Source organism: Candidatus Babeliales bacterium (assembly GCA_035288105.1).
GTDB lineage: Bacteria > Babelota > Babeliae > Babelales > Vermiphilaceae > SOIL31.
Genome location: DATEAY010000048.1, coordinates 1 through 11,848, shown reverse-complemented (window position 1 = coordinate 11,848; position 11,848 = coordinate 1). Strand labels below are relative to the sequence as shown.

At 37.7% G+C, this 11,848-nt stretch carries 12 protein-coding genes; 4 read left to right on the top strand and 8 right to left on the bottom strand.

Annotated features, from left to right (window positions below):
- Nucleotides 1–493: 493 nt before the first annotated feature.
- The 3 genes from VJJ26_02535 (at nt 494) to VJJ26_02525 (ending at nt 2,437) form a co-directional block, all read left to right on the top strand.
- Nucleotides 494–1,030 carry a hypothetical protein gene (locus VJJ26_02535; GenBank protein HLC07044.1) on the top strand — a complete coding sequence of 179 codons (537 nt, stop codon included), beginning with the start codon at nt 494–496 and terminating at the stop codon, nt 1,028–1,030.
- Between the two features lie 80 nt (nt 1,031–1,110).
- Nucleotides 1,111–1,857 (top strand): tRNA pseudouridine(38-40) synthase TruA, encoded by a 747-nt coding sequence (gene truA, locus VJJ26_02530; GenBank protein ID HLC07043.1) that lies wholly within the window; start codon nt 1,111–1,113, stop codon nt 1,855–1,857.
- Between the two features lie 13 nt (nt 1,858–1,870).
- Nucleotides 1,871–2,437 carry a GNAT family N-acetyltransferase gene (locus VJJ26_02525; GenBank protein HLC07042.1) on the top strand — a complete coding sequence of 189 codons (567 nt, stop codon included), beginning with the start codon at nt 1,871–1,873 and terminating at the stop codon, nt 2,435–2,437.
- 154 nt (nt 2,438–2,591) lie between these two features.
- Here the strand turns inward: VJJ26_02525 and gpmI are convergent, their stop codons facing one another.
- The 8 genes from gpmI to VJJ26_02485 all read right to left on the bottom strand — a co-directional run bounded on the left by gpmI (nt 2,592) and on the right by VJJ26_02485 (nt 11,252).
- Nucleotides 2,592–4,211, bottom strand: a complete 1,620-nt coding sequence (gene gpmI / locus VJJ26_02520; GenBank protein HLC07041.1) for a 2,3-bisphosphoglycerate-independent phosphoglycerate mutase — start codon at nt 4,209–4,211, stop codon at nt 2,592–2,594.
- Between the two features lie 12 nt (nt 4,212–4,223).
- Nucleotides 4,224–4,895, bottom strand: coding sequence for a peptidoglycan editing factor PgeF (gene pgeF / locus VJJ26_02515; protein ID HLC07040.1), 672 nt, complete (start codon nt 4,893–4,895; stop codon nt 4,224–4,226).
- Complete coding sequence (locus VJJ26_02510) at nt 4,867–5,562, bottom strand: hypothetical protein (protein ID HLC07039.1); 696 nt, start codon at nt 5,560–5,562, stop codon at nt 4,867–4,869. Before VJJ26_02510 ends, pgeF begins: the two co-directional genes overlap by 29 nt.
- A 146-nt stretch (nt 5,563–5,708) precedes the next feature.
- On the bottom strand, nt 5,709–6,863 hold the full coding sequence (locus tag VJJ26_02505) for a hypothetical protein (protein HLC07038.1): 1,155 nt from the start codon (nt 6,861–6,863) through the stop codon (nt 5,709–5,711).
- Between the two features lie 175 nt (nt 6,864–7,038).
- Nucleotides 7,039–8,280, bottom strand: coding sequence for a cell division protein FtsZ (gene ftsZ, locus VJJ26_02500; protein HLC07037.1), 1,242 nt, complete (start codon nt 8,278–8,280; stop codon nt 7,039–7,041).
- Between the two features lie 36 nt (nt 8,281–8,316).
- The gene (ftsA, locus tag VJJ26_02495) at nt 8,317–9,549 is read right to left on the bottom strand and encodes a cell division protein FtsA (GenBank protein ID HLC07036.1); all 1,233 of its coding nucleotides are present in this window, start codon (nt 9,547–9,549) and stop codon (nt 8,317–8,319) included.
- Nucleotides 9,550–9,563: 14 nt separating this feature from the next.
- Nucleotides 9,564–10,256 (bottom strand): hypothetical protein, encoded by a 693-nt coding sequence (locus VJJ26_02490; protein ID HLC07035.1) that lies wholly within the window; start codon nt 10,254–10,256, stop codon nt 9,564–9,566.
- Between the two features lie 249 nt (nt 10,257–10,505).
- Nucleotides 10,506–11,252, bottom strand: coding sequence for an RNA methyltransferase (locus VJJ26_02485; protein HLC07034.1), 747 nt, complete (start codon nt 11,250–11,252; stop codon nt 10,506–10,508).
- A 186-nt stretch (nt 11,253–11,438) separates the two neighbouring features.
- On the opposite strand from VJJ26_02485, the gene VJJ26_02480 reads away from it, so the two are divergent.
- On the top strand, nt 11,439–11,687 hold the full coding sequence (locus VJJ26_02480; protein ID HLC07033.1) for a hypothetical protein: 249 nt from the start codon (nt 11,439–11,441) through the stop codon (nt 11,685–11,687).
- Nucleotides 11,688–11,848: the final 161 nt, after the last annotated feature.

The following is an 11,848-nucleotide window of genomic DNA, read 5'->3' as shown; positions in this document are numbered from 1 at the left end:
TGCCAGTATTTTAAGTATTGAATTCTTCTCCATTTTCAAGTACGACAGGCTATAATAAACCTGAATAAGATAGACCGGCTGACAGCCTACAATTATATGCTTGTATTTATACAAAATGGTGGCGCAAACAGTTCATTTTTGAAGTAAAATAACCATAAAAGGTGGTAGTAGATTTACTTGGGGAATGCATCAAGACTTAACCAAGGCTACTCCTATACGCAAACAATACATTGAATCATTACAACTTGCTGATCGTGGAGATTATGCAAAGCTATTAATTTTCGCTAGATCCTAAGCGCTTCTGGCTGGATGTAGATAACCAAAAGGGTAAGATAAACTGATGGGTGATTCGCAAGAGTCACCCTTTTTTTGTGTTTAAAAACAGTCTTCTATGGCACCAGAAGCAGCTATCCGAAGCCCATTTGATCAATTTTATTACATTTGGTAATATTAGTAATGATAAAGAAGTTAAGTAATAAACAGAGGTCCTATTATGACTATTTCAAAAAAACTATCAATCGCTATCGTATTAGCCCTCGGCGTGCAGTTAAGTGCTGGTGCGTTTTTTGCTGATGAACATACACTCAAAAATGAGAAATCGCAGATTTTAAGCTTTGCGCAAGATCTACGAACTCAAAATAGCACACAAGCACAAAAAGTTGCTCAATGGCTTGATGAACAGGTTATAAGTGGATCAGAATGTCATCGGGCAATTATAGATGTAATAACAAATTATAATTTAACTGAAAAATCAAAGCTCACATTATTATCTGAAATGATAGCACAGCAAAAAAGTGAAAACAGAAAACGTGCCACACATCGCTTTGTTAATGATGTATGCGCTGGCATTATATGTACTGGTTCTGGTGCCCTTTTTGTATGGGCAGTGATTGAAGAAATGAAAAATCCAAGACCTCGATATTACCATGTTAAGCCAGGAGTCAAAGTTACCTATTCAAGTAATTCTGTTGTTCGTGTACAAACAACGAGCTCAACGTGGCCATACACAACAACAACTTATCGTTATTGATACTAAACAAGCAATTTAAAAAGCCCTGGAAATCCAGGGCTTTTTTTTAATAATTCTCATTTTTATGCTATTCTAAAATTATGAAGACATACAAATTAACCGTAGCTTATGACGGTTCTGATTATTCTGGCTGGCAAACACAAAACCACAAGCCATCTGTTGCTGGCGCCCTTAACCAAGCATTTGCAAACGTGTTTAAGCATGAAATGCGCGTACTTGGCGCATCTCGCACCGATGCAGGCGTTCATGCTCTTGGACAAATTGCACGCATAAAAACGGATCTTGCTATCCCTGCAGACAGATTAAAATGGGCATGGAACAATGCATTGCCTACTGATATTATGATTCGCTCGTTAGAATTGGTAGATGATTCATTCAACCCATTTTGTAATGTTGATCAAAAGATTTATCACTATCACTTTTTTACCGAACGACCATTGCCATTTATCCAACGTTATGGTTATTTTTATCCGTATAAAATAGATTTTGATGTACTAAAAACTGCGCTGCAATTTTTTGTTGGAACACACGATTTTTCCTCATTCAGAAGTAGTGAAGATACGCGTGAAAATACTATTCGTACTATCGATGCAATTAGTTTAGAATATTTACCACGCTATAAAGCGTATCGCATCACGATTAAGGGACAAAAATTTTTACGCCATATGATTCGGCGTATTGTTGGTGCAAGTTTATCTGTTGCATCAAAAGGAAATTCTGCATTACCATTATTACAAAAAGTTATGGATGCATGCAATCCTGCTCACACATTACCCAATGCACCAGCTCAAGGATTGATGCTGTATAAAATTATTTATAAAAAATAGATAAGGACCATCTATGCTTACATCTCGCACAAAAAAAATTATTTTATTTCTCAGCATCACACTCGCTGCATGCGGCGGATTGGGCATTGGAATATACAATTACTATCGTCATGCTATTCCACAAGATAATATTTACGATTTTAATGCTACGCGCGACACCAACGCAATAATGGATATCTTCAACCAGAATTGGTACTGGCTTCTTGCAAGCCCTGAATCTTCTCCTGCTTTTATGATTAAGCATCGTACGTATGATACCAATCCTGTACATTTTGGATCATTGCACATTAAAGTATTGCGTGAAAGTGATAAACTTGCTGGATTTACCGCATATTACATGGAAACACCTACACAAGGCCGATTACTTTTTCTTGCGGTAGATCATGCATTTAGAGGCCGCGGATATGGCAGAATTTTAGCACTGCGTGCTATGCAAGAATTATTCAAGATGGGCGCCGATCACATTGCATTGTGGACACGTGTTTCTAATCTACCTGCACAAAAAATTTATAGAGAACTTGGTTTTCAAGAGATGTTTGATGAAAATGGATATCTTTACTTTGAATTTTGGCCCCAATAATAACGTGACTCACTTCAATTAAAATTTAGTTTCTTATTCCGCTCGCCCTGAGTGTTTTTGCTTTGCAAAAAAGTATCGAAGGGGCACCCTCTTAATTATTACAGGTAAATCATAAGACTAATCCCCAACGCCAAGTTGGGCATTAAATCTTATCTTACTTTTTTTGCATTTCAACGGGTACCTCAATCCCCATATTCTTCAAAATAAACGGTGCAACATCAGATAATCCTGTTAACGGCAATTGCAAATCAGACATCCCTTTCGAAGCATTGCGTAAGCCCTCTGAAGCTTTATGCGAAAGAGGGTTTATCATAATAAATGGTACAGGATTATTCGTATGCCCCGTGCGGGGTTGCTTTGTTACTTCGTCAAACATGTCTTCAGCTTTACCATGATCGGCAGTGATATATAATGTTCCATCCATCTTTTCGATAATTTGCTCATACAGTACACCAAGTTGTTTATCAAGGCATTCTACTGCTTTGATTGTTGCACCAAAACTTCCAGAATGTCCTACCATATCAGCATTGGCATAATTAATAAGATAAAAATCCTTTGGGTCTTCATGTAACGATACAACTACACTGTGAGTTATTTCGTTGGCACTCATTTCTGGTTGAGCACTATAATCGTGCGCTCTAATTGAATGGATCATTGTGCGTGTTTCTGTTGCAACAGGATCCTCATTTTCTCCTCTAAAAAAATACGTAACATGCGCATACTTTTCCGTTTCTGTAATAGAAAAAATAGTTTTACCATGTTCGGCTAAAACATCTTTAAGCGTGCTGCGCACCGATTTTCGAGGAAACAACACAGTAGTTGCAAGATTCACATCATACACAACTGGTGTAATGAAAAAAGTAAGATTAAGAGGTTTAACAATAAAAGGAACAAGTTTTGATCCAATATCCCACTCTGTTTCGTACTGGGTGCCCGACTGGAGAGAAACGGAAGTTGGACTTAGAAAACTACTTGTTAATTCACGCGCGCGGTCTGGTCGTACATTACAAAACAATATACCATCTCCATTATGAATGTAGCCTTCAGCTGTAAGCTGTGTTGGTGGAATAAATTCATCGGTAATAGTATGTGCATAATTACGCTCAAGAACTTTTTCCCATGAATCATATGGACCGTGTTGTTTTTCTGTTAATACGCGATAACTTTTTTCTATACGATCCCAATTGTTATCACGGTCCATCGCATAAAAACGACCATGTAATGATCCTATGATTACCTGACCGTGATTAAAATGTTTTATCAATTGCGAAAGTCGCTGCAAATAATCATGAGCAGATTGCGGCGACACATCGCGCCCATCTAAAAATGGATGTATTACTATTTTTTTTATTCCCGCTCGTATTGCTACTTCAATTACCGCATATATTTGTTGTTCATGAGCATGCACACCAGCATCAGACAACAAACCAAGAATATGCAACGCACCACCAACGCTTTTTAATTTTTCAAACTGTTCAGTAAGAACTTTGTTGGATGCAAATGTACCATCTGCTATGCTACCTAACCATATTTTCATAGGTTGGTCGATTATTCGACCAGCACCAATAGTAAGATGACCAACTTCTGAGTTACCAATCATCGCAACTGGTAATCCTACAGCAGGCCCGCAAGCGGCTAAAATTGCATGTGGATATGTGTTCCACCACTGATTAAAATGCGGCATGTGTGCATGTGCAATTGCGTTATATTTTTTTTCTGGTGAATAACCAAAACCATCAAGAATAACAAGAGCGGTGGGATGAGTTGTTTTCATTAATTCCCCTTTTTACTTAATACTAACAACACTCACCTGCCTGCCAGCAAGATCTGCCTGTCTACGATAAGAAAAATACTCTTCATTGCAGATAGTGCACTTACTATACTCATCATGTATAGAATTTTGTGGTAACCCAACAGAAAGTAAAATGTGCTTATTAAAATGAGGTAAATCAAAAAACAGATTATTATCGCGATACACAATCGCATCACCACTAAATGCGAAGGGTTTTATATGTTGCAGAAAATCTTCTCCAACTTTGTAACAACAAACATGCGCACAAGGCCCCAAAAAAACAGCTACATCAAATACTGTTGTACCATAATTTTTGTGCATACAATCCAACGTTGCACCGATAATATTATTCACTGAACCATGCCAACCTGCATGCGCGATACCAACAGCATTGTTTTTTTTATCAATAAAAATAATGGGCAAACAATCTGCTGTTAATACAGCAATACCAATGTTGCGCTGATTTGTTACTAAAAAATCACCTTCTAAAGATTTAAACGGCATGTGACAGTTGTTTTCTGTTATCACATGCCCATTAACTCCGTGTGTTTGATCAAGAATGATAAGTGATTGCAGTTGCAGATTACGCTGAATATCTTCGACAGTTTCTTGTGCTGTACCAAAATGGAAAAAGGTGTTACCTATCTTGCTCTGCTTTACTTTCACTGAAATCTCTTTCAAGAGCTTGACTAATCATCTGATCTACATTCTTAGATGCCCGTTGCTTCTTCCCTAAAAAAGCACGAATTCTTCCTTCTTCAAAACTATGCATAATACAAATATGATGCTTTAAACAATGAGTTGCAAACCCAGTACCTTCAGTACCGTCAATACCTTTGTCAAGAGTAGGAAATGCTATGATTGCCCGTCTCAGATAGTCTCTTCTACGATTAATAAATGCTTCAAGCTCCACATATTCTTGTTGAAAACATTCAAAATTTAATGTGAGAGTTTTAAACGTTGCATAGTTAGCAAGACAAGTGTTTAATTCGGCTTCTGCAGTAGTATCTGAAGGTGGCCATCCCAACTTCTTAAAAGCAGCCTCATCAGATACCTTATTAGTCACCGTATCTGTCGCTGATTTTAGACCATTTGCTGCACGATCACAAATTCCGTTAAATGCCGCAGTTACATACTCCCCCCAACCCGATTGTTGTGGAGATTGACTCAAAGTAGGAGAATGATGCCCGGAAGAACCCAATAGGACTATAGATTCACCACTTGACCTCCGATGAATAATATCCACCGGTACCGGTGATTGATCCATAGAAAATACCGTATGCACGGCAACCAAAGAAAAGATTCCCACAACTATTCTGCCACTGCTACTCATACTTCTTCCTTACACATATTATGCATATAAAAATTATATTGCACATAACCTAACAAAGAAGAATGCTTTTGCAAAATAGTATCACAAAAAAAGCAGAACCAAGAAATCTTTCCTGGTTCTGCTTTTTTATAATAACGATCTATATTTTATAATTCAAAAGTAACATCAACTCGCACTTCAGGATAGTTCACACACTGTGCATACATATTTTGACGTGCTATGCGATTTTGTTCTTCAAGAATTCTATTTTGTTGTTGTAATATACGCATTCTATCACGTTCAAGACGCGCCTGAGCTTCGAATGCGTCCATGCGCTGACGTTCCAAGCGTGCTTGTTCCCACTGATATAATTCTTGCTGATAGCGAGGATCAGTTACAACAACCTGCTTTATATCAGTAAGCTGATTAATCAAATGATTAGCATATTTTCTTCCTGCTTTATAACGGCCTGCAGCATTGTCTACAAGAAGATAATCCATCATATGACCACAGTTATCATAGTTTACAGAATCAGAACCAAGAGCATTTACATTAGATTGTAGCGTAGAAATATTACGTTCAATATTTTTAACAAAATTCTTGAATGCATATTGGCCACTATCGCAACTGAGTATATAGCGTTTAATTTCACTTGCAGCCGTATAGTGTCCATATTCAAGAATAGTTACCTCTTGAATATATTTATTACGAATAGTGCCTACAGAATCGTACAACGTAAAATAACCTTGATGGAATTCAAGACATTCAGCAAACAATGTAATTTCCAATAATAAACTTTCTGTAGAACTGAGTAAGTTACGCATTATAGAAAGTATTCTCTGATTTTCATACTTGTTTTTGTTTTCAAGAGAATGAATACGTTTACGTAAATCTTGAACACCAGATTGTAGTGTATGTTTTGCAGACCAAACACCTGAGCGATAGTCAGATTGAGAAATGTTTTTGTTCCACACATGTGTAGCAAATTCATAAAGAGCTGATTCTTGGATATCACGTATCTGATAGATATTCTTTGATAAAGGACGCACATGAGCAAGATTGCTAAAATAGCTCATCGTTCCTGTATATTGCAGATCGATAGAACGATATTCACGATCTACCCGTGCAATAAGCTGGTCGTCTGTTTCTGAACAACACCAATCAGCAAAAGCCACAACGCCCGCTGTACCAATCAGTGCAGCTCCTATAGCACAAGCCCCTGCTATAAAGCCATCGTGATTGCCTTTGGCATGCACATTTCCAACACACAATGATGCCATCAGTGGTAGCATCAATGCCATTTTGTTTCTTTTTTTCATCATAATTCCCTTCATGTTACATACATAGTACACGACGACTTATTCTCTATAACCATAACACTAATCAGCTTGCCTGTAAAAAGGGGGCAATTTCGACGTGACAAATAGAAAAAAACCGCATTGGGCACAAAAAAAGAGGCCGGTAAAAGCCTCTTTTATAACCAATTATTATGGACAACTATTCGTTTTTCTGCCGCATAAATGTTGGAATATCCAAATCTTTAGAATCTACTGCGCAACTAAATGTATTGGTTTTCTCGAAGAAATCACTCTGCTGTTTATGCGGTTCTTCTGCCTCAAACACTAGTTCTTCTGCTGATTCCATTTCTGTCATTAAAGGAAGTGGTTCTGCAATTCGTTCAACTTCTTGCACCGGCGCAGCAACAATCACAACTTCTTCTTTTTGAATGATCGGTGCAACAATCACTTCTTCTTCCACAACTGCAGAGCGTTCAAAATCAGTTGCTATAATCGTGACAATAACTTCATCGTGTAAACTATCATCAATTACTGAACCGATAATAATATTGGCATCCTCATGCGCTTGTTCGTACACCACTGAAGCAGCTTCACTAATTTCGTGCAATCCAAGACCTTTGCCGCCAGTAATATTGCACAATACTCCATGAGCACCAACAACACTCATATTTTCTAGTAATGGTGATGATATTGCTTGCAATGCTGCTTGACGTGCTCTTCCTTTGCCTGATGCTTTGCCTGTACCCATTACTGCAAGACCACGATCTTTCATGATTGTACGAATATCAGCGTAATCAACATTAATGTGTCCTGGTCGTGTGATAATATCGGATAGTCCGCGTACTGATTGACTCAAAACACCTTCGTTTATCATCGCAAATGCATCAATCATAGATACTTGTTGATCAACTACTTCAAGCAGTTTCTGATTAGGAATTACAATAAGCGTATCTACATCTTGCTTAAGTCTTTCTATTGCCGCACTTGCAACCGCTGCACGACGTTTACCTTCAAATAAAAATGGACGTGTTACAATTGCTATTACCAAAATACCTTTATCACGCAATGCACGTGCAATTACTGGTAATCCGCCCGAACCCGTTCCACCACCCATACCACCAACAATAAAAACAATGTCCGCCCCGCTAATAGCGTCCATCACCTTATCCAAGTCTTCCTCTGCAGCACGTTTTCCCATTTCTGGATTTGCCCCAGCCCCTAACCCTTTTGTTGACTTAACACCGATTTGAATTTTGTGTTGTGCTTTTGAAAATTCCAATGCCTGTGCATCAGTGTTTGCGACAACAAAACCAATTCCCTGACATCCTGATTCTATAATACTATTGACCGCATTACCGCCAGCGCCACCAACACCAATAACTTTAATTGACACCATTGACTTCTGACGTTGCAATGCTTCTTGTTCAAACTCTATCATCATTTTCTCCTTTTTTTTAAGCCCAATTCCGTTAACACTTTAAAAAAAATCCGATACCCATGATTTCATTCGTTCAAGAACACGTCGCGTCAATGGTTCTTCACTTAGATGCATTTTTATTTTTCTTTCTTGTTGCAGAACATGCACCAATAAGCCATATCCGGTTGCATATAAAGGACTTTGTAATGTTTCCACTAAATCAAATAACACACGTGGCTTTCCAATGCGCACAGGACAATCAAAAATCTCTTCTGCTAATTCTCGCGCTCCTGTTAACAATGATCCACCACCAGTCAACACAATCCCATTCGTCATAAACTGTTGCAACTGATATTTATGTACTTCATTGTTCACTAAGCTAAACAATTCTCTCATGCGCGATTCGATAATAAGAACAAGGTCTGAAAGTCGCACAACTTGCAAATCTTCTCCTTGCATCATTTCAACTTCAACCAGTTCTTCAATTTCAACAAGACTACTAATTGCAAAACCGTAACGTTTTTTTATTCTTTCTGCTTCGTTTTTCATAATCCGTAACCCAATTGCTATATCATTGGTTACATGATTACCTGCTACTGGAAGAACCATGGTATGTCTTACAGCAGAGTTTTTGTAAAACGCTACATCTGATGTTCCACCACCAATATCAATGACTCCAACCCCTAATTCTCGCTCGTCTTCACTCAAGACCGCATCGGCTGATGCAAGTTGTTCTAATATAATATCATTAACGTTTACACCAGCACTTTGACAACAATTTAGTAAATTTTGTACTGAGGAGACTGATCCCATAATAATATGCGCTTGAACTTCAAGACGAACCCCATGCATACCAATTGGATCTTGTACTTGGTCGCACCCATTAATAACAAAATACTGCGGTAAAACATGTAAAATCTGACGACCTTCAGGAATTGCTATTGCTTTGGCCGCTTCTAAAACGGTATCAACATCAGATTGTCTAATTTGACCATGCTTAATTGGCACTACGCCACTTGAATTTACCGAACTAACGTGAGCACCAGAAATACCAATGTACGCCGAGTCTATTGGTAATCCTGCCATCATTTCTGCTTCTTTTACTGCTCTGCTGATTGAGTTAATAGTTTTTGCGATATCAACAACAACACCTTTTTGTAATCCGTGCGATGGAGATTTTCCTATTCCGATAATTTCAATCTGATCTCCCATTCTACGCGCAACAAGAACACAAATTTTTGTTGTACCAATATCAATCGATGTAATGATAGAGTCTTTAATAAGTCGTGCCATAATCATTCCCCCCTTTATGCCTTATAAGCAACAATATAATCTGCAAAACGTGTATCTGCTATCCACGTTATCCCCTTACCAAAATCTTTCCGTTCACCAATGTTTTTTTTTACTAATTCACATTGAGCTAATAACTGTGGCGTTGTTTTTTGAGCAATAGATGAAACAATCGTAAAATGTCGCTCCTGCTTATCAATCAAACGAACACAATGTTCATTAATCAATTCAAGATCATATGTTTCATTAAAATTGGAAGGTAATGCATGCAACAGAGACGATAAAAGAAGTGGGATTTTTGTCATACTTTCTTGCGCAACTGCAATGTCTGGAATAGCAACAAGAACTCTTTCAGAAAAGACATTTTTTGCAAAAAGCTCATCACCAGTTGTAAGAACAAGCGAATTATTAATAGAACAAACAGGTTTATGAGCATAAACCATTACATGCACAGCTACAGGGCGATACGATACAACTACTTTGCTTACAGCAGGAAATTGTTTTTTTAAGTTATCAATCACTACATGTGCAGAACAATTACTGCCCAGTAACTCACCAACCGCAGTGGAAATAGAAGAAAAGTAATCGTCAGAAAGGAGTCCTGTTTGAATACATCGATATTCTTTAACGGAAATAAAAGGGGCTGAATTCCGTCTCAGCCCAACAAATGTCAATAATAAAATGGCAGAAATCAATAAAACTTTTTTCATTTCACGTATACCCCATATTTTTACCCCATCCTCCGTTATTACTTCGTATGGGGACCCCAATGAAGCGATAGCAAAATTGGGACAAAATTCTCTTCACATGGGAATCCGGATAAAGAGAAACTGAACCCCATTGCTTCTTTATTACTCTTTTGGAGGTGAAATAGTCAATAATTATAAACCCCAACTTCACTATCGTTACGTTGGGGGCCCCTGTAAAAAGGTATTTATGAAATTATAAATCGGATAAAACTAAGGTTTAAGGGTACCTTGACGTGTTGAAATTAAGAAAAGCAAAATACCAGCAGCAACAGAAGCATTATAAGAAATATCACTTGCTTTTTGAGGTAATGTTACATGAATGCCTGATGACAAGATTGATTTTGAAATACCAGTTCCTTCACCACCGATGACTGCGCATAGCGGTTTTTTGTAATCACAGGTAGCAGCATTTTGACCATCAAACGTTGCGAGGTACACCGTGTATCCTGCATTTTTTAACTCTATAATTGCCGCAGCAGCTGATTGAGCTGCATAAATTTCAAGATGTTCGCTCAAACCTGCTGAAGATTTAATAGCAATCCCCGTCAACTGAGCTCCACCGCGTTTGATGATAATGGCTCCGTCAACCCCAGTACAATAAGCTGATCGTAAAATAGCTCCCAAATTACGCGGATCTTGAACACCGTCAATCATCACTAGAAACTTGTGTTTTTTAGAATCAAAAAAGACCTTACGGAATGGAAACGCTGTTGTCCATGCAACAACACCCTGGTGATCAGTAGTTCCAACCATGCGATCAAGCACTTCACGAGCAACATATTGAATAGGTACAGGGTACTTTGGCCACAATTTTTGAATCTCTTCAAATGCCTGTGGTGTTGGTTTGGTAGTATAGAGAGAGATAAGCTTACGTCTTTTTGCTTTAAGAAGCTCTACTATTGGGTGAATCCCAAAAATTAATTCGCCTTTTGTTTCTTTATCTTTTTTCTTAATCATCGAGGACCCCTAAATACTGTTGAATTAAATAAGCCTCCATTACGAGACCTATTCATTATACCATTTTTACAGAAGAATTCTCGAAACAAATATAAAAGCTATAACAATATATTGACTCCTGTATGGACATTGTTCATACTGATTATAGGTATTTATAAGTGGGTTATTCATAAAAATGGATTTATTATGATCAAAAAATTATCAAAACATGGGAACAGCCTTGCAATCTTAATCGATAAGCCCATTCTTGATCTACTTGGTATGGATGAGCATACTCATATCAATATAAAAACAGATGGTAATAATATCATTATTGAACCTATCAAAAATCAAGATAAGACGTCCATCATTAGCAAAGATCCCAAAAAGCAAAAAGTATACGAAGAACTAGTTGAGAAATACGATGCCCTTTTTAGAAAACTAGCAAAAAATTAGGAAAAATGGTGTTCATCTTTCTTGAACTAGAGGAAATTATAGCCATTCATAGTCACCAAATAAATACATATGGAGGCCTTCATGGAATACGAGATCATAAGCTTCTAGACTCTGCCATCAATTATCCTCAAGCTATGTTTGCTCAAGAATATCTCCATCAT

Bases quoted from the DNA above. Each gene is read 5' to 3' on its own strand.
- VJJ26_02535 (HLC07044.1), top strand. From the start codon at position 494: ATGACTATTTCAAAAAAACTATCAATCGCTATCGTATTAGCCCTCGGC.
- truA (HLC07043.1), top strand. From the start codon at position 1,111: ATGAAGACATACAAATTAACCGTAGCTTATGACGGTTCTGATTATTCT.
- VJJ26_02525 (HLC07042.1), top strand. From the start codon at position 1,871: ATGCTTACATCTCGCACAAAAAAAATTATTTTATTTCTCAGCATCACA.
- gpmI (HLC07041.1), bottom strand. From the start codon at position 4,211: ATGAAAACAACTCATCCCACCGCTCTTGTTATTCTTGATGGTTTTGGT.
- VJJ26_02510 (HLC07039.1), bottom strand. From the start codon at position 5,562: ATGAGTAGCAGTGGCAGAATAGTTGTGGGAATCTTTTCTTTGGTTGCC.
- VJJ26_02505 (HLC07038.1), bottom strand. From the start codon at position 6,863: ATGATGAAAAAAAGAAACAAAATGGCATTGATGCTACCACTGATGGCA.
- ftsZ (HLC07037.1), bottom strand. From the start codon at position 8,280: ATGATGATAGAGTTTGAACAAGAAGCATTGCAACGTCAGAAGTCAATG.
- ftsA (HLC07036.1), bottom strand. From the start codon at position 9,549: ATGGCACGACTTATTAAAGACTCTATCATTACATCGATTGATATTGGT.
- VJJ26_02490 (HLC07035.1), bottom strand. From the start codon at position 10,256: ATGAAAAAAGTTTTATTGATTTCTGCCATTTTATTATTGACATTTGTT.
- VJJ26_02485 (HLC07034.1), bottom strand. From the start codon at position 11,252: ATGATTAAGAAAAAAGATAAAGAAACAAAAGGCGAATTAATTTTTGGG.
- VJJ26_02480 (HLC07033.1), top strand. From the start codon at position 11,439: ATGATCAAAAAATTATCAAAACATGGGAACAGCCTTGCAATCTTAATC.